The organism is Kitasatospora sp. NPDC001132 (assembly GCF_053598415.1).
Genome location: NZ_JBSFKF010000019.1, coordinates 87,186 through 104,267 on the forward strand (window position 1 = coordinate 87,186; position 17,082 = coordinate 104,267).

Genomic DNA, 17,082 nt, shown 5'->3' on the forward strand with positions numbered 1-17,082 from the left:
TACGCGTCGACGCGCGTAGAAGGACGCGCGTAGAAGTGTGCCGTGCGGGTCGGGGCGCTGGATAGCCCCCGGACCTGTCCAGGAGGTGAGATCTTAACGACTCGTTCGTGACGGGACGGGGGAGGTACCGGGTGGTAGGGCGGAGGGCGGACTTCCGGAGACCGACTCCGGGACAGGGGCGAACGTCGGGCTCCGGGGGGCGTCGGCTTCCGAGGGGCGGCTCCGGGACGGGCGGGCGGGAGGCCGCCGCCATCCCGGGGCGGACGGTCGGTCAGGACAGTTCGGCCGTGAGCCGGTCGACCTCGCGGCCCAGCTGGACCGCCGGATCCGGATCACCCGGCCCCGCCCAGGGCTGCCAGGTCCGCGCCCGCAGGTAGCCGGCCACCGCCACCGGCAGCCGGTGCCGGACGATCCGCTCCGCCACCGGCCCCGGGCCTGCCGCCCGCAGCGCCGCCAGCAGGGCGTCCACCCGGGCCGAGGGCGGCAGCGGCACCGTGTCCAGGTAGGCGGCCAGCGCCACCAGCTCCGGATCGGGTGTGGGGGCCGGCTCGGGCTCGGGCGTGGGCTTGGGCTTCGGCTCGGGCTCGGGCTCGGGCTCGGGCGCCGGAGGCCGCGGCTCCTCGAGCCCCGGCACCCGCGCGCCGGGCAGCTCGGGTGCACCGGGATCCGGCCCCGGGCCCGGGCGGGGCCCCGGACCGGGCGTCAGCAGCGCGCCCACCCCGTACAGCCCCGCCACGACCCCCGGCCACCAGGCCCCGCCCAGCCCGGCGAAGTGCAGCCCCAGGCCGACCGCGCCACCCGCGCAGCCGACCAGGTTCCTGGCCGACTCCAGGTAGCGCAGCACCCGGGGGCCGAACCCGTCACTGGTAGCCACGGATCTCCTCGAACACCCCGTCCAGCGAACCCGTCCCGTCGAACAGCTTGCCGCCGCTCAGGTCCGCGATCCCCTGGAGCTGGCCCACCGCCGCCTCCCCGAACTTGATCGGGAACACCGGGATCGACCTCTCCCCGGCCGGCAGCGCGTCGTGGAAGCGCTTGAAGTCGCCGTCCGTCGCACCGGCGTTGCTCTCCCCGTCGGTCATCAGCACGATCGAGGTGAACCGGTCGTCACCGGCCGCCGCCTGCTGACGCTCGATCACCCGGTACGCCTCCTCCAGCGAGGAGTACACCGCCGTCCCGCCCTCGGCCGCCAGCGACTGCACGTCCGCCTGGATCGACGCCAACTCCGCCTGCGGGCCCGGCTGGCTCCCGGTGGCCGGCACCACGTGGGTCTTGGTCCACTTCACCTCGGAGGCGAAGGAGAGCAGCGTGATCTCCTCGCGGTCCCGGAAGCGGCGCACCCCGCGGGTGTCGTCCGCCCCGGTCAGCCGGCCCAGCGCGCTCTTCAGCGCCGCGATCCGCGAGCCCTCCATCGAGCCCGAGGTGTCCAGCACGTACACCGTCCGGGACGGGCGGCGCAGCTCGTTCTGGTACGCGGCCAGCAGGCCGTCCGCGACCGCCCTGGTTCCCGGGAACGGCAGCTCCTTGCGGCGGTCCGCGGGCAGCCCGGCCGCCGGGGTCACGCCCGCCGTCACCGGGCGGCGCAGCGTCGCCTCGGAGATGCGTTTCTGCACGTCCTCCTTGAGCAGGTACGCCGTCAGCCGCTGGAAGGAGTCGCGCTGCTCCGGTGCGGCCGAGGACATCAGCCCGAGCGGGTAGTCCGCCGACACCACGCCGTCCAGCGGCCGCACCACGGTCAGCTGCTGCTGCGGCGGCAGCGTCCGGTTCAGCGACAGCAGCACCGACTCGTAGTTCACCAGCGCGCCCACCGTGCCCGACTCGGCCCGGCTGTACGCCTGCGCCAGCCAGCCGGAGGAACCGGAGGTCAGCTTCTGGCCCTTGAAGAACTGCTTCAGCTGCGGCGAGGCCTTCTGCACGTCCGCGTCGGTCAGCGCCGCGCCCGCGCCGGAGAAGGCCGAGGCCACCGCGACGAGCGTGGAGAAGCCCGAGTTGGAACGGGACGGGTCGGCCATCCCGTACGCCAGCCTGCCGGCCGCGGCCGCGTCCCCGACCTGCGCCCAGGTGACCTTCGAGCCGTCGCCCCAGCCGAGTTCGCCGAGCGTCGAGGAACGCACCCCGATCGCCACCGGCGAGACCATCACCGGGATCTCGGAGACCACCTTGGACCGGCCGGCCGGATCGAGCCGCAGGTACTGGTCGGACGGGAACCACACGGCGTCGTACTTGCCGTCGGCCCGGCCCGAGGCGACGGTGTCCGCGCCGTCCAGGGTGCCCGTCCAGGAGAACTGCACGGTCACCCCGGTGGCCTTGCGGGCCTCCTCCAGGACCGGTGCCAGGTCCTGGAGTTCACTGCCCGCCAGGACGCGCAGCACCCCGGGGCGGGCCGTCTCGGCGGGCGGGCCGCTGGGGTCGGGGCCCGGCCCGGAGCCGGAGCCGCCGGAGGTGCAGGCGGTCGCCGCGACGAGCACGGCGGCCAGCGCGGCCACGAGCCGGCCGCGCCGCTTCTTCGGGATGGTCACTTGGTCCCCTTCGCCGCGGCGGTCAGCTTGATCAGGTTGTCCAGCGAGGGCAGGGTCGCCTGCTTGATCCTGGCGGCGTTCAGATCGGGGGCGAAGGTCGGTTTCCTGTCCCGCATCAGGTTCGCGAAGGCCTCCGGCTTGGCCTGCGGCCGCAGGCCGAACCTGGCCTCCAGGCCGCGCAGCACCTCGTCGTTCTGGAGGACGTCGGCGAGCCTGCGGCCGTTGTCGGTGTGGGCCACGACGGTGTGGTCCGAGTAGACCGTGGTGTCCGGGTACAGCACGACCATGTCGCCGGTGGGCTTGCCCTGCAGCGACAGGGCGGCGGCCTGCGACTCGTACGCGAAGATCAGCGGGCTGCCGATGCCCGCGCCGAAGTCCCGGAACGGCTCGTCGCTGCTGCTCTTCTGGATGCCCTGCAGCGCGTTCGCGGTGTGCAGGACGTCCTTGACGGCGGCGACGCCGGCGTCGTCCGACACCACCTGGTGGTTGTTCGCGATGTACGAGAGCAGCGCGAGGTACATCGCCCCGGAGGACGAGCTCTCCGGGTCGGTGGTGGTCACGAAGAGCTGGCCGGACAGCTCCGGGTGCTCGCGGGCACCCGCCAGGTCCTCCCATCTGCGGTTGCTCCGCAGCGCGTTGACGTACTCGTCCATCCGGAACGTCCAGATGCCGGTGGAGTCCTTGTCGGCCAGCTTGTTCTGCTTCAGGACGTCGGCCACCGGCTGGTGGGCCACGATCACCAGCGGCGAGTAGAACGGCACCGGCGGGGAGTCCTTCAACTTCCAGATGCGCTGGATCTCCTGGGCCGGTGCCGCGCTCGCCGGGAAGGCGAAGTCGAGCCCCGGGGTCTTGTCCGCCTGGTCGCTCATCGTCCAGGAGCCGGTCGAGTCCGCCCGGACCTCCAGGCCCTGCTTCGCCAACTCGGCCCTGACCTCGTCGTTCTCGAAGAAGGCGCGCTTCTCCGAGCCGATCAGGCCGGTGACGGCGACCGTCCTGGTGTCCTTCTTCGGGTCGTCGTCGGGGATCAGCGCGAAGGCGACCCCGCCCAGCAGCGCCAGGGCCGCAACCACCCCCAGTGCGCGTCGCATACCGAACGCCTCCCCCTCGTCCGCTACTTCGTCCGGGTGGTGACCCGGGGCGCCCGGGCAGCCACCCGGGGGTGACGAGCGTCCCGCCGGGCGGGGAGCGGGGGAGGAAGCGGCGGTGAACCAGGGGTGAACACCCCTTCACGGAATCGCATCGACGGGCGGTGTGACGGGGGCGCGCAGGGCGTGCGGAGAGCGCGCGGCGAAGCGCGTTCGCACTGCGGTCCGAGGATGTGTCAGATTGTTCAACTCGCCTTACGCAAACGGTCATCCCGCAGTCCGGGCCCGCGTCGCGGTTACGCACCGGTAATGCCTAGTCTCAGCACTATGCGCCGAGCAAAAATCGTCTGCACCCTCGGGCCCGCCACCGACTCGTACGACCGGATCAAGTCCCTGGTCGACGCCGGGATGGACATCGCCCGACTGAACCTCAGCCACGGCTCGCACGCCGAACACGAGGAACGCTACCGCCGCGTCCGCAAGGCCGCCGACGAGACCGGCCGCAGCGTCGGCATCCTCGTCGACCTTCAAGGCCCGAAGATCCGGCTCGACACCTTCGCCCACGGACCCGTACTCCTCGAACGCGGCGACGAGTTCACCATCTCCACCGACAAGGGCGTCGTGGGGGACAAGGACCGCTGCGGAACCACCTACTCCGGGCTCGCCGCCGACGTCAGCCGCGGCGAGCGCATCCTGGTCGACGACGGCCGGGTCACCCTGGAGGTCGTCGCCGTCGACGGCCCGCACGTGCGGTGCCTCGTCATCGAGGGCGGGCTGGTCTCCGACCACAAGGGCCTCAACCTCCCCGGCGTCGCCGTCTCCGTCCCCGCGCTCAGCGACAAGGACGTCGCCGACCTGCGGTGGGCGCTGCGGACCGGGGCCGACCTCGTCGCGCTCTCCTTCGTCCGCAGCGGGCGGGACGTCGAGGACGTCCACCGGATCATGGCGGAGGAGGGGCGCCGCGTCCCGGTCATCGCCAAGATCGAGAAGCCGCAGGCGGTGGAGAACCTGGAATCCGTCGTCGACGCCTTCGACGGGATCATGGTGGCCCGCGGCGACCTGGGCGTGGAGATGCCCCTCGAACAGGTCCCGCTGGTCCAGAAGCGCGCCATCAAGCTCGCCCGCCGCAACGCCAAGCCGGTCATCGTCGCGACCCAGATGCTCGACTCGATGATCAACGCCTCCCGGCCCACCCGCGCGGAGGCCTCCGACGTCGCCAACGCCGTCCTGGACGGCACCGACGCCGTGATGCTCTCCGGGGAGACCTCCGTCGGCAAGTACCCGGTCGAGACGGTCAAGACCATGGCCCGGATCGTCGAGGCCGCCGAGAACGACATCCTCGCGGCCGGACTGCTGCCCCTGATCACCGGCGGCAAGCCGCGGACCCAGGGCGGCGCCGTCGCCCGCGCGGCCGCCGAGATCGGCGACTTCCTGCACGCCAAGTACCTCATCGCCTTCACCCAGTCCGGCGACACCGCGCGCAGGCTCACCCGCTACCGCTCGCCCATCCCGGTGCTCGCCTTCACCTACGAGCCCGCCGTCCGCAGCCAACTCGCGCTCACCTGGGGGGTGGAGACCTTCCTCGGTCCGTTCGCCCCGACGACCGACCAGATGGTCGAACAGGTCGACGCGGCGCTGCTGTCGCTGGGCCGCTGCCAGAAGGGCGACATCGTCGTCATCACCGCCGGCTCGCCGCCCGGCCTGGCCGGCTCCACCAACCTCGTCCGCGTCCACCACGTGGGAACCCTGGACGCCTGAGCGACCTTCGATCGGCGGCGCGGCCCTTCCGGGGCCGTGCCGCCGTCAGTACTTGGGCCCGATGTGGGCGTCCATGAGGGCGACGGAGTCCTTGCGGGCGACGGAAACGTTCGTGGCGCCAGTGGGGCGCGAAGCGGCCTTCCAGTGGACGCCGACGAACGTCGAGGGTGGCGGCGAAGAGGCCGATGATGTCGGTCGAGGTGTCGGGGAAAAGTAACGCGGGTACTCGTAGCGCTTCGTGACGCCGCGCACGGTGTGGGTCGTCCGGTCGGTGATGCGGCAGCCGTCGGAGTGGATCAGGCCACGCAGGAACTCCCAGGGGTGGGCGTCGACGACCTCCTGCTGCCCCGGCGTGAGGACGATCGGCCGCCGGTGCTTCGGGCCGGGCCCGTGCTGGGGGAAGAGGCAGGGCCAGTGCTTGCTGGTGCTGACGACGCTGGTACAGCCGGGCGCCTGGATCCGGTTGACCTTGTTGTGCGGCATGACGGCGGCGACGGCCCGCTCGCACTCGAGGATGAGGCCCGGCCAGGTGTCGCAGCATGCGATACGGAGGGCGTGGACCTGGCGGCGGCCCTCGCCGATGCAGCCGTCGCACAGATGGAGGCCGAGCAGGTAGGAGTACTGGGGGCGTGGCCTTGAGGGATCGAGTCGACCGCTGCGGACCGAGCATTCGGCGGTCATGCGTGGACCGGGCACCGCGCCGGATGCCCACTGGCGGATCGAGAAGCGGGAGATCCCGGTCGCACGACTCACCTGGCTGAAGGTCAGCCCGGAGGCGTGCAGATCGAGTGTCCCTGGCGTGCGGCCATGTCGTACGTACGGCCGAGCGTGTGCGAATCGCACGGGTAGATCTGGTGAATGCGGCGATTTTCATCCGGATTGATGAAGATCGCCAACGGTTAGGCTGGCCTAAGCGGCCTGCGAATCGAAGGTTAAGTGCCCCGAGTGGGATTCGAACCCACGCTGTATGGTGTTTGAGACCATCGCCTCTCCCGCTGGGCTACCGGGGCGCCCATGGATTCGAAGGTTCAACTTCGGACCCGCTGGTCTCAAACATACCGTGTCTGGGTACCCTCGTGCATGCAGTACCCCGCCGGAACTAGGAGCCCCGTGAGCACCGCCGACGAGCAGGCGCAGCCGCTTGAGACCGATACGCCCCAGATCACGCGGATTGTGATCGCCGAGGACGAGGCGCTGATCCGCCTCGACCTCAAGGAGATGCTCGAGGAGGAGGGGTACACCGTCGTCGGTGAGGCCGGCGACGGGGAGACGGCGGTGCGGCTCGTGGAGGAGCTGAAGCCGGACCTGGCGATCTTCGACGTGAAGATGCCGGTCCTCGACGGGCTCTCGGCTGCCGAGCAGATCCACGAGAAGCACCTGGCGCCGGTGCTGATGCTGACGGCGTTCTCGCAGCGGGAGCTGGTGGACCGGGCGCGCGATGCCGGGGCGATGGCGTACATCGTCAAGCCGTTCTCGAAGTCGGACCTGGTGCCGGCGATCGAGATGGCGGTGTCGCGGTACGCGGAGATGCGGGCGCTGGAGAAGGAGATCGGGGATCTCAGCCAGCGGCTGGAGACGCGGAAGCTGGTGGACCGGGCGAAGAGTGTGCTGCAGACCAAGTTCGGGCTGAACGAGCCGGCGGCCTTCCGGTGGATCCAGAAGACGTCGATGGACCGTCGGATGACGATGGCGGCGGTGGCCGAGGCGGTCATCGAGGAGGGCGAGGCCCAGGACCGCAAGAAGGCGGAAGAGGGCAAGTCCGAGTAACGCGCGTACGAAGGCCCGGCAGAACGTTTCTGCCGGGCCTTTCGCGTCCGCGGAGGGCTCAGTCCTCGCCGAGGTAGGCCTTCCGCACGGACTCGTCGTGCAGGAGGTCGGCGCCCGTGCCGGAGAGGACGATGCGGCCGGTCTCCATGACGTAGCCGCGGTCGGAGAGGGAGAGGGCCGCCTGGGCGTTCTGCTCGACCAGGAGGATGGTCGTACCGGACGACTTCAGTTCCACGATGGTGGACATGATCTTCTGCATCATCAGCGGGGAGAGCCCCATCGAGGGCTCGTCCAGCATGAGCAGCTTGGGCTGGGACATCAGCGCCCGCCCCATCGCGAGCATCTGCTGCTCGCCGCCGGAGAGCGTCCCGGCGGCCTGGCGGCGCCGTTCGCCGAGGATCGGGAACAGGCCGTAGGCCCGCTCGACGTCCGCGGCGATGCCGGCCGCGTCGGTGCGCAGGAAGGCGCCGAGGAGGAGGTTCTCCTCGATGGTCATCCGGGGGAAGATGTGCCGGCCCTCGGGGGAGTGGGCGAGGCCGAGGGCGACGATCCGGTGGGCGGGGACGGTCGAGAGGTCCTGGCCGTCGAAGGTGATCCGCCCGGCGGTGGGCTTGAGCAGGCCGGACAGCGTGCGCAGGGTGGTGGTCTTGCCGGCGCCGTTGGTGCCGATGAGGGTGGTGACCTCGCCCTGCTCGACGGTGAAGCTGATGCCCTTGACGGCTTCGATCTTGCCGTAGGCGACGCGGAGGTCCTGGACCTCGAGAAGTGCGGTCACTGGTCGGACTCCGTAACGTTCTCCGGGGCGGCCGGGGCGGCCGGGGCGGCCGGGTCGGTGCCTTCGAGCGGGGCTCCCAGGTAGGCGGTGATGACGCGTTCGTCGTTCTGGACGGTCTCGCGGTCGCCCTCGACGATCTTCTGGCCCTGGACGAGCACCGCGGTGCGGTCGCAGAGGTTGAAGATGAACCGCATGTCGTGCTCGATGACGAGGATGGAGATCCCCTTGTCGCGGATCGCGAAGACGAGTTCCTCGGCGGCCCTGGTCTCCTGGGGGTTCATGCCGGCGGTGGGTTCGTCGAGGAGCAGTAGGCCGGGTTCGGAGGCGAGGGCGCGGGCGATCTCCAGTTTGCGCTGCTCGCCGTACGGGAGGTTGCGGGCGAGGTGGTCGGCCTTCTCGGCGAGGCCGGTGAACTGCAGGAGGTCCATGGCCCTCGCGCGGCTCTCGGCCTCGGCGCGGTGGTAGCCGGGGCCGCGCAGGACGGCGGAGAAGATGCCTTCCTTGGTGCGGGTGTGCCGGCCCACCAGGACGTTCTCCAGGACGGTCATGTTGGCGAAGAGCCGGATGTTCTGGAAGGTGCGGGCGATGCCCGCCTGGGTGACCAGGTGGGGCTTGGGCGGCAGCAGGGTGTCGCGGAAGCGGACGGCGCCCTCGGTGGGGACGTAGAGGCCGGTGAGGCAGTTGAAGAAGGTGGTCTTGCCGGCGCCGTTGGGGCCGATGAGACCGATGATCTCGCCTTCGCCGACGGTGAGGGAGACGTCGTTGACCGCGGTGAGGCCGCCGAAGCGCATGGTGACGCCGGTGACTTCGAGCAGGGGTGCGGCGGTGGTGGTCATCGGGTCGGTCACGCCCCTGCCTTGGTGAGTGCGGTCGGCTCGCCGGCGGTCTGGGCCGGGAGGGCGGTCTCGTGGAACTCCAGCTGTCGGCGCCGGTTGGGGATGAGGCCTTCGGGGCGGACCCGCATCAGGACGATGAGGGCGGCGCCGAAGGCGAGGAGCTGGTAGTCGGCGAGGAATTCGAGCTTCTTCGGAATGAGGAAGAGCAGGGTGGCGCCGGCCAGCGGGCCGCTGATGGTGCCCATGCCGCCGAGGATGACGGCGGCGAGCAGGAAGGCGGAGTTCGGCGGGAGGGCCTCGGCGAAGGTGTACTGGTCGGGGGTGACGGTGTAGCTGACGTGGGCCTGGACGGTGCCGGCCAGGCCGGCGAGCAGGGCGCCGAGGGCGAAGGCGAGCAGTTTGAGGCGGAAGCCGTTGATGCCCATGGCCTCGGCGGCGGTCTCGTCCTCGCGGATGGCGACCCAGGCGCGGCCGATGCGGGAGTTGCCGACGCGGGCGAAGACCAGCACGACGAGGGCGGTGACCAGCAGCATCAGCAGGTAGTAGTTGGAGAAGCGGCCGAGTTCGATGCCGGCGACGGTGTGCGGTTTGCCGAGGTCGAAGCCGAGGATCTCCAGGTCCGGGATGCGGGGGATGCCGTTGGAGCCGTTGGTGACCTTGGGGCCGGTGGTGCCGTTGAGGTTGAGCATGGTGATGCGGAAGATCTCGCCGAACCCGAGGGTGACGATGGCGAGGTAGTCGCCGCGCAGTCGCAGGGTGGGGGCGCCGATGAGGACGCCGAAGACCATGGAGACGACGGCGCCGGTGAGCATCGCGGCCCAGAACGGGAACTGGACGTGGATGGGCGAGGCGGGGGAGCCGGAGACCAGGGCGGCGGCGTAGGCGCCGACGCCGAGGAAGGCGACGTACCCGAGGTCGAGAAGGCCGGCGAGGCCGACGACGATGTTGAGGCCGAGGGCGACGGTGGCGAAGATCAGGATGTTGGTGGCGACGGAGGTGTACTGGTCGCTGGTCTGGGTGAACGGGAAGCTGGCGGCGGCGGCGAAGGCGGCGCCGGTGGTGACGGGGCGGTGCTTGACGGTCAGCGCGCGCAGCCGGGCGATCAGGCCGGACCTGGTGAGGGCGGGGACGGCGAGGGCGACGAACAGCAGGTAGCCGGTGAAGAGTTCGCCGTACTCGGTGTCGATGCCGAAGGTGATGGCGAACAGTCCGAGCCCGAAGGCGAGGACGATCAGCAGCACCTCGACCCAGGAGGGGAGGGCGCGCGGCGCGGCCAGCGGGCGGTCGGCCCGGCCGAGGCGCAGTCCGCTGTTGGCGAGGTGGCCGAGCTGGAGCAGCAGGACGACGCCGGCCGCGATGGCGAGGCCGCCGGCCAGGGCGGTGAGGACGGGGGCGACGGGCTGGTCCGTGGGGACGGCGTGGGCGCCGAACCAGGCGGCGGGAGCGATCGGGACGAGCAGGAAGAGGCGCTTGTCGAGGATCCGCAGCGGGACGGCGGTGCGGCGGTCGAGGGGCAGACCGAGGGCGCCGAGGACGCCGATCAGGCCGCCCGCGGCGAGTACCCAGCCGCCGGGTTCGAGGTTGGCGAGGCCGCCGAGTTCGGCGGAGATGGCGGACACCGCGTAGACGGCGACGGCGAGGGCGCCGGTGGCGGCGTACAGGACGGCGTTGTTGCTGCGGGTGGGGGCGGCCCAGCGCAGGCCGGGGAGGCCCTGGCAGGCGAGCAGCAGGACGAGGGTGAGCAGGCCGGCGGCGAGGGCGAGCCACTGGAGTCCGGCGGGGGAGCCGTAGTAGGTGAGGTCGCCGGGGAAGTCGGCGGTCCAGGTCCAGGACATGGCGGCGGAGGCCGTGGTGGCGAGGGCGCCGAGTCCGGTGGTGGCCGCGGCGGCGCGGGCGGGCAGCGGGATGACCGGGGTGGTTTCGGTGCGGGTGGTGGTCATGGTGGTCACGCCCTGTCCGCGACGCGCTCGCCGAGCAGGCCCTGGGGCCGGATCAGGAGCACGAGGATGAGGAGAACGAACGCCCAGACGTCCTTCCAGGCGCCGCCTCCGAAGAGGTGCATGCCGGGCAGGTGCTGGATGTAGCCGGTGGCGAGGGCTTCGGCGAGGCCGAGGGCGAGGCCGCCGAGCATGGCGCCGTAGATGTTGCCGATGCCGCCGAGGACGGCGGCGGTGAAGGCCTTGAGGCCGAGGATGAAGCCCATCCGGAAGTCGACCTGGCCGCTGCGCAGCCCGTAGGCGACGGCGGCGACGGCGGCGAACGCGGCACCGATGGCGAAGGCCATGACGATGATGCGGTCGGTGTCGATGCCCATCAGCTTGGCGGTGTCCGGGTCCTGGCTGGTGGCCTGCATGGCGCGTCCGGAGCGGGTGCGGGTGACGAACCAGCCGAGGGCGAGCATGCACAGCGGGGCGGCGATGATCAGGAAGAGGTCGCTGCGCTGGATGGTGACGGAGCCGAGGCTGAAGGGGTCGCCGGGGAGCTTGGGGAAGACGCGGGCCTTCTTGGCGTCCGGGTAGAAGGAGAAGACGAGTTGCTGGAGGAAGATGGACAGCCCGATCGCGGTGATCAGCGGGGCGAGCCGGGGGGCGTTGCGCAGGGGGCGGTAGGCGAAGCGCTCGGCGGCGACGGCGGTGAGGGTGGAGACCAGGATGCCGGCGATCAGCATGAGCGGCAGGGCCAGCCACAGGGTGGTGCCGCCGGGGAGGGCGAGGTAGGCGGTCAGGGCGCCGAAGCCGCCGACCATGACGATCTCGCCGTGGGCGAAGTTGATGAGCTGGACGATGCCGTAGACCATCGTGTAGCCGATCGCGACGAGCCCGTAGAGGGCGCCGAGGATCAGGCCGTTGGCCAGCTGCTGCGGTAGGTCGTGCACCGCTGGGCCTCCGTAGTGCGTTCGGGGGTTGTCCGCGTGGGTGGTGGATGTGGGTGCGCGCGGGGGCACTGGTGGCGCCCCCGCGCGCGGTGGTGGTGAAGTGGCGCTGGTGGTGCGGGTGGTGACGGTACGTCAGGCCATTCGGGCCTGCGTCGGCCCGTGCGGGCCTGTGTCAGCCCTTGAAGGTGCCGGACTTCTCCACGGCCCACTTGCCGTCCTTGACGGTGTAGACGGTGAGCTGCTTGTTGGTGGTGTCGCCGAACTCGTCGAAGGAGACCTTGCCGGTGACGCCGTCGAAGGAGACGTTCTGGACGGCGTCGCGGACGGCCTCGCGGGTGAGGGGCTTGCCGCTGGCCTTCACGGCCTTGACGCCCTGGATGACGGCCCAGGCACTGTCGTAGGAGTAGCCGCCGTAGGTCTCGTAGGCGTCCTTGTAGCCGGCGGTCTTGTAGTCGGCGATGAACTTCTTGGCGGTGTCGAGGCTCTCGACGGGCAGGCCGACGGCGGTGGCGAAGTCGCCCTGGCTCTTGGGGTTGAGCTTGATGAAGTCGGCGCTCTGGATGCCGTCGCCGCCCATCAGCGGGATGGTGGCGCCGGCCTCCTTGAGCTGGAGGGAGAGCGGGCCGGCCGCGGGGTACTCGCCGCCGTAGTAGACGGCTTCGGCGCCGGAGCTCTTGACCTTGGTGGCGATGGCGGCGAAGTCGCGGTCGTCGGGGTTGACGTGCTCCTCGCCGACGAGGGTGCCGCCGAGCTTGGTGAACTCGCCCTTGAAGGTGCCGGCCAGGCCGGCACCGTAGGTCTTCTGGTCGTCGATGAGGAAGACCTTGGTCTTCTTGGCGTCGTTGTAGAGGAACTGGGCGGCGAACGGGCCCTGGACGGCGTCGGTGGTGGCGGTGCGGAAGTAGGACTTGAAGGGGCGCTTCTTCTCGCCGCTGGCCCACTTCTCGCCCTGGCTGAGGGCGACGCCGGTGTTGGCGGGGGAGACCTCGACCAGGTTCTTGTCGTCGAAGATCTGCTGCATCGACTGCGCCACACTGGAGTTGAGCGGGCCGACGACGCCGAGGACCTTGGAGTCGCCGACCAGCTGGGTGGCGTTCTGCTGGCCGGGGGCGGGCTTGCCGGTGTCGTCCAGCGCCTTGATCTCGAACTTGACGCCGGGGACCTCGTTGGTCTCGTTGGCCTTCTTGATCGCGAGGTCGACGGAGTTGCGGATGCCGAGGCCGAGGGCGGAGAGGTCGCCGGTGAGCGGGGCGTCGACCCCGATGACGACGGTGGTGGAGGCGGAGTCGCCGCCGCCGTTGCCGCTGTTCTTCTCTCCGCGGGAGCCGCAGGCGCTGAGGCTGAGGGCGCCGATCACGGCAATGCTCACGACAACTGCTGAACGATGACGCACGAGGGTCCCCTTCGGTTCGGGAGGCGCCCGCGCCGGAGTGGCGGGAGCCGGAGTGCGCGGAGGGCCTGGCCCAATCGAGTGGCGCGGTGACTGGCCGTGACTCTAGATGCCGTTGGGCGGCTCGGGCAGTGCCGGGAGCAGGCTGTGATTCTCTTGTTATGAGCACACGGAGTATATGTCTCACGATGTGGTCGTTCCGGCTCGATCGATCCCGCGATGACGGGCGTTTACGCGCTGGTAGGGCGATGTAAGGGCCAGAAATGGGGGTTGCAGCTGGCAGCGTCGATTATCGGACGCCCGTGTCCGATGCCCTGGTTCCGGCCTTGAGCGTCCGTATTACGGACGGAGAGGTCGCGGCCGAGTCGCTCCGGGGCGCCTGGAGGCCTCGGAACCGGCAATTGATCGGATTTCCTACTTGTTACGCAGCGTTACAAGTGCGGGATTCGTGCCCGCCGCGCCCGGACATGCGAACGCCCCCTTGTCCAGATCAACGCCTGCCCAGGCCGGCGGATGGTCAAACAAGGGGGCGGAAAAGGGACTTGATGTTGTCCGGAGTGAACTCGCCGACGCCGTGCGGACGTTGTCGGGAGCTTTCGGGGTGCGGCCGGTCAGAGGTCGCGCAGCATGCAGGTCAGTCGGCAGCTGGTGATCCGCCGGCCGGTGTCGTCGGTGATCGCGATCTCGTACGTGGCGGCGGTGCGGCCCTTGAACACGGCGGTCGCCACCCCGGTCACCAGTCCGGAGGTGGCCGAGCGGTGGTGGGTGGCGTTCAGGTCCACGCCGACCGCGTACCGGCCGGGGCCGGCGTGCAGCATCGCCCCGATCGAGCCCAGCGTCTCGGCCAGCGCCGCCGAGGCACCGCCGTGCAGCAGCCCGTACGGCTGCTGGTTGCCCTCCACCGGCATGGTGCCGACCACGCGGTCGGCGGAGGCCTCGACGATCCGGATGCCCATCTTCTCGCCGAGGTGGCCGCCGGAGAAGGTCTGCGGGCTCACCCCGAGCTTGGCGAAGTGGTCCAGCACGTCCTGCGGGACGTTCAGAACGGGCTCGGTGTCGAGGGCGGTGTCGGGGGCGGTGTCGGGGGCCGCGTCGGTCATGGGGTGCTCCTGCCGCTGGGGGACGCTGGGTGTCGCTCGGGGGTTGCTCGGGGCGTTGCTCGGGGGCGTTCCGCCTGTGATCGTACGACCGTCCTACTCGTAGGTAACAGCTGCGGCCGGATCGGCGCGGCGCCCTTTTTGTCGGTGCCGGGCCATAGGATCGGTGGCCGGTAGTGGAATCGGCAGGAACGGACGTTGACGTGGCTACGCAGAGTACGGACAAAGGCGCGACGGGTGGCGGCGGGGCCGGCCCGCGGCCCCGGCTGATGCTGCTCGACGGGCACTCGATGGCCTACCGGGCCTTCTACGCCCTGCCCGTGGAGAACTTCAACACCTCCACCGGCCAGCCCACCAACGCGGTCTACGGCTTCGCCTCGATGCTCGCCAACACCGTCCGCGACGAGCAGCCCACCCACCTCGCCGTCGCCTTCGACGTCTCCCGGCAGACCTTCCGCTCCGTCGAGTTCCCCGAGTACAAGGCCAACCGCGCCAAGACGCCGGACGAGTTCCGCAGCCAGGTCGGCCTGATCGGCGAACTGCTCGACGCCATGAACATCCCCCGGCTGACGGTCGAGGGCTTCGAGGCCGACGACATCATCGCCACCCTGGCCACCGCCGCCGAGGCGGCCGGCTTCGACGTCGACATCGTCACCGGCGACCGCGACTCGCTGCAACTGGTCACCGACCACGTCACCGTGCTCTACCCGACCAAGGGCGTCTCCGAGCTCACCCGCTTCACCCCGGAGAAGGTCACCGAGAAGTACGGCGTCACCCCGCGCCAGTACCCGGACCTCGCCGCGCTGCGCGGAGACCCGTCCGACAACCTGCCCGGCATCCCCGGCGTCGGCGAGAAGACCGCCGCCAAGTGGGTCAACCAGTTCGGCTCCTTCGACGAACTCGTCACCCGTGCCGACGAGGTGAAGGGGAAGATCGGCGAGAAGCTGCGCGACCACCTCGACTCGGTCAAGCGCAACCGGGTGCTCACCGAGCTGGTCCGCGACGTCGAACTCCCGCTCGGCGTCGCCGAGCTGGACCGCAAGCCGTTCGACCGGGACGCCGTCGGCACCCTGATGGAGTCGCTGGAGTTCCGCAACGCCAACTTCCGCGACCGCGTCTACGGCATCGACCCGTCCGCCGGCGAGGACTCGGCGGAAGCCGAACTCGCCCCCGGCGTCGAGGTCGACGGCGAACTCCTCACCGACCCGGGCACCCTCGCCGCCTGGCTCGCCGAGCACGCCGCCGACGGCAAGACCACCGTCGCGCTCGCCGCCGTCTACCAGTGGGCGCTCGGCGCCGGCGAGGTCACCGAAGTCGCCCTCGCCGCCGGGGAGACGGCCGCCTGGTTCGACCCGGCGCTGCTCGCCGAGGAGGACGAGCGGGCCTTCGCCGCCTGGCTCGCCGACGCCACCGCCCCCAAGGCCCTGCACATCGCCAAGCAGGTCATGCGCGCCTTCGCCGAGCGCGGCTGGACGATCGAGGGCGTCGTCGCCGACACCGCGCTCGCCGCCTACCTGGAGAAGCCCGGCCGCCGCACCTTCACCCTGGAGGTGCTCGCCGAGGAGTACCTGGCCCGCTCGCTCACCCCGGCCCCCGCCACCGAGAGCGGCCAACTCGCCTTCGACGCCCCGGAGGAGGACCCGACCGCGCACGCCCAGTCGCTGATGCTCCAGGCCCGCGCCGTGCTCGACCTCGCCGCGCTCTTCGACACCCGCCTCGCCGAGGTCGGCGCCGCCGGGCTGATGCACGACATGGAACTGCCCATCGCCGCCCTCCTCGCCCGCATGGAGCGCTACGGCATCGCCGCCGACCGCGAGTGGCTCACCGGCCTGGAGGCCCAGTTCGCCGCCGAGATCCAGCGCGTGGTCGAGGAGGCGCACGCCGCCGCCGGGCGCGAGTTCAACCTCGGCTCGCCCAAGCAGCTCCAGGAGATCCTCTTCGGCGAGCTCGCGCTCCCCAAGACCAAGAAGATCAAGACCGGCTACACCACCGACGCCGACGCGCTCACCTGGCTGGCCACGCAGACCGACAACGAGCTGCCGGTCATCCTGCTGCGCCACCGCGACCAGGCCAAGCTGCGCACCACCGTCGAGGGCCTGCTCAAGACCGTCTCGCCCAAGGGCCGGATCCACACCACCTTCAACCAGATGGTCGCCGCCACCGGCCGGCTCTCCTCGCAGGACCCGAACCTGCAGAACATCCCCGTCCGCACAGAGGAGGGCCGGGCGATCCGCCGCGCCTTCGTCGTCGGCCAGGGCTACGAATCGCTGCTCACCGCCGACTACTCGCAGATCGAACTGCGGATCATGGCGCACCTGTCCGAGGACGAGGCGCTGATCGAGGCCTTCGCCTCCGGCGAGGACCTCCACAACACCGTCGCCTCCCAGGTCTTCGAGGTGCCGCGCGCCGCGGTGGACGCCGAGATGCGCCGCAAGATCAAGGCGATGTCCTACGGCCTGGCGTACGGGCTGTCCGCGTACGGGCTCTCGCAGCAGCTCGGCATCAAGCCGGCCGAGGCCCAGGGCCTGATGGACACCTACTTCGAGCGCTTCGGCGGCGTGCGGGACTACCTGCGCCGGGTCGTCGACGAGGCCCGGGCCACCGGCTACACCGAGACCCTGCTCGGCCGCCGCCGCTACCTGCCCGACCTCAACAGCGACAACCGCCAGCGCCGCGAGATGGCCGAGCGGATGGCCCTCAACGCCCCGATCCAGGGCTCGGCCGCCGACATCGTCAAGATCGCCATGCTCCGGGTGGACGAGGCGCTGCGCGCCGCCGGCCTCACCTCCCGGATGCTGCTCCAGGTACACGACGAAATCGTGCTGGAGCTGGCCCCCGGCGAGCGCGAGCGGGTCGAGGCCGTCGTCCGCGAGCAGATGGCGGGCGCCTACCCGCTGCGTGCCCCGCTGGACGTCTCCGTCGGCGTCGGCCCCAACTGGGAGGCCGCCGCGCACTGACGGGTGATCTCCGGACGGGCCCG

General features: G+C 70.8%; 13 protein-coding genes and 1 tRNA gene. 3 read left to right on the forward strand and 11 right to left on the reverse strand.

Annotated features, from left to right (window positions below; genetic code table 11):
- Positions 1-271: 271 nt before the first annotated feature.
- The 3 genes from ACWDBE_RS24115 to ACWDBE_RS24125 are packed head-to-tail and all read right to left on the reverse strand — an operon-like array spanning position 272 to position 3,607.
- Positions 272-874 (reverse strand): hypothetical protein, encoded by a 603-nt coding sequence (locus tag ACWDBE_RS24115; RefSeq protein WP_449809013.1) that lies wholly within the window; start codon positions 872-874, stop codon positions 272-274.
- On the reverse strand, positions 861-2,519 hold the full coding sequence (locus ACWDBE_RS24120) for an extracellular solute-binding protein (protein ID WP_449789788.1): 1,659 nt from the start codon (positions 2,517-2,519) through the stop codon (positions 861-863). The genes ACWDBE_RS24115 and ACWDBE_RS24120 overlap by 14 nt, the downstream gene beginning before the upstream one ends.
- Positions 2,516-3,607 (reverse strand): hypothetical protein, encoded by a 1,092-nt coding sequence (locus ACWDBE_RS24125; RefSeq protein ID WP_449789787.1) that lies wholly within the window; start codon positions 3,605-3,607, stop codon positions 2,516-2,518. The genes ACWDBE_RS24120 and ACWDBE_RS24125 overlap by 4 nt, the downstream gene beginning before the upstream one ends.
- A 324-nt stretch (positions 3,608-3,931) precedes the next feature.
- Between ACWDBE_RS24125 and pyk the strand changes: the two genes are divergently transcribed.
- Positions 3,932-5,362, forward strand: a complete 1,431-nt coding sequence (gene pyk / locus ACWDBE_RS24130; protein ID WP_449789786.1) for a pyruvate kinase — start codon at positions 3,932-3,934, stop codon at positions 5,360-5,362.
- 45 nt (positions 5,363-5,407) lie between these two features.
- On the opposite strand, the gene ACWDBE_RS24135 is transcribed toward pyk, so the two are convergent.
- Both ACWDBE_RS24135 and ACWDBE_RS24140 read right to left on the reverse strand, forming a co-directional pair.
- Positions 5,408-6,115 carry a transcriptional regulator gene (locus ACWDBE_RS24135; protein ID WP_449809014.1) on the reverse strand — a complete coding sequence of 236 codons (708 nt, stop codon included), beginning with the start codon at positions 6,113-6,115 and terminating at the stop codon, positions 5,408-5,410.
- Between the two features lie 184 nt (positions 6,116-6,299).
- A tRNA-Leu gene (locus tag ACWDBE_RS24140) sits at positions 6,300-6,372 on the reverse strand.
- Positions 6,373-6,472: 100 nt separating this feature from the next.
- On the opposite strand from ACWDBE_RS24140, the gene ACWDBE_RS24145 reads away from it, so the two are divergent.
- The gene (locus ACWDBE_RS24145) at positions 6,473-7,129 is read left to right on the forward strand and encodes an ANTAR domain-containing response regulator (RefSeq protein WP_449789784.1); all 657 of its coding nucleotides are present in this window, start codon (positions 6,473-6,475) and stop codon (positions 7,127-7,129) included.
- Positions 7,130-7,187: 58 nt separating this feature from the next.
- Here ACWDBE_RS24145 and ACWDBE_RS24150 read toward each other — a convergent pair whose 3' ends face one another.
- The 6 genes from ACWDBE_RS24150 to ACWDBE_RS24175 form a co-directional block, all read right to left on the reverse strand.
- Positions 7,188-7,904 carry an ABC transporter ATP-binding protein gene (locus tag ACWDBE_RS24150; protein WP_392869202.1) on the reverse strand — a complete coding sequence of 239 codons (717 nt, stop codon included), beginning with the start codon at positions 7,902-7,904 and terminating at the stop codon, positions 7,188-7,190.
- The gene (locus ACWDBE_RS24155; protein ID WP_449809034.1) at positions 7,901-8,740 is read right to left on the reverse strand and encodes an ABC transporter ATP-binding protein; all 840 of its coding nucleotides are present in this window, start codon (positions 8,738-8,740) and stop codon (positions 7,901-7,903) included. Before ACWDBE_RS24155 ends, ACWDBE_RS24150 begins: the two co-directional genes overlap by 4 nt.
- An 8-nt stretch (positions 8,741-8,748) precedes the next feature.
- A complete protein-coding gene (locus ACWDBE_RS24160) occupies positions 8,749-10,680 on the reverse strand; it encodes a branched-chain amino acid ABC transporter permease (protein WP_449789852.1) in 1,932 nt (643 codons plus the stop codon).
- Positions 10,681-10,685: 5 nt separating this feature from the next.
- Positions 10,686-11,615: a branched-chain amino acid ABC transporter permease gene (locus ACWDBE_RS24165; RefSeq protein ID WP_359819021.1), complete on the reverse strand. Its 930-nt coding sequence runs from the start codon at positions 11,613-11,615 to the stop codon at positions 10,686-10,688.
- 172 nt (positions 11,616-11,787) lie between these two features.
- The gene (locus ACWDBE_RS24170; RefSeq protein WP_449789783.1) at positions 11,788-13,008 is read right to left on the reverse strand and encodes an ABC transporter substrate-binding protein; all 1,221 of its coding nucleotides are present in this window, start codon (positions 13,006-13,008) and stop codon (positions 11,788-11,790) included.
- 608 nt (positions 13,009-13,616) lie between these two features.
- Positions 13,617-14,105, reverse strand: a complete 489-nt coding sequence (locus tag ACWDBE_RS24175) for a PaaI family thioesterase (protein WP_449809015.1) — start codon at positions 14,103-14,105, stop codon at positions 13,617-13,619.
- Between the two features lie 266 nt (positions 14,106-14,371).
- Between ACWDBE_RS24175 and polA the strand changes: the two genes are divergently transcribed.
- Positions 14,372-17,059 (forward strand): DNA polymerase I, encoded by a 2,688-nt coding sequence (polA, locus tag ACWDBE_RS24180; RefSeq protein ID WP_449809035.1) that lies wholly within the window; start codon positions 14,372-14,374, stop codon positions 17,057-17,059.
- The last annotated feature ends 23 nt before the right edge of the window (positions 17,060-17,082 follow it).

Excerpts from the sequence above, each read along its gene's own strand:
- polA (WP_449809035.1), top strand. The coding sequence starts at position 14,372 with ATGCTGCTCGACGGGCACTCGATGGCCTACCGGGCCTTCTACGCCCTG.
- ACWDBE_RS24125 (WP_449789787.1), bottom strand. The coding sequence starts at position 3,607 with ATGCGACGCGCACTGGGGGTGGTTGCGGCCCTGGCGCTGCTGGGCGGG.
- pyk (WP_449789786.1), top strand. The coding sequence starts at position 3,932 with ATGCGCCGAGCAAAAATCGTCTGCACCCTCGGGCCCGCCACCGACTCG.
- ACWDBE_RS24155 (WP_449809034.1), bottom strand. The coding sequence starts at position 8,740 with ATGACCACCACCGCCGCACCCCTGCTCGAAGTCACCGGCGTCACCATG.
- ACWDBE_RS24175 (WP_449809015.1), bottom strand. The coding sequence starts at position 14,105 with ATGACCGACGCGGCCCCCGACACCGCCCCCGACACCGCCCTCGACACC.
- ACWDBE_RS24160 (WP_449789852.1), bottom strand. The coding sequence starts at position 10,680 with ATGACCACCACCCGCACCGAAACCACCCCGGTCATCCCGCTGCCCGCC.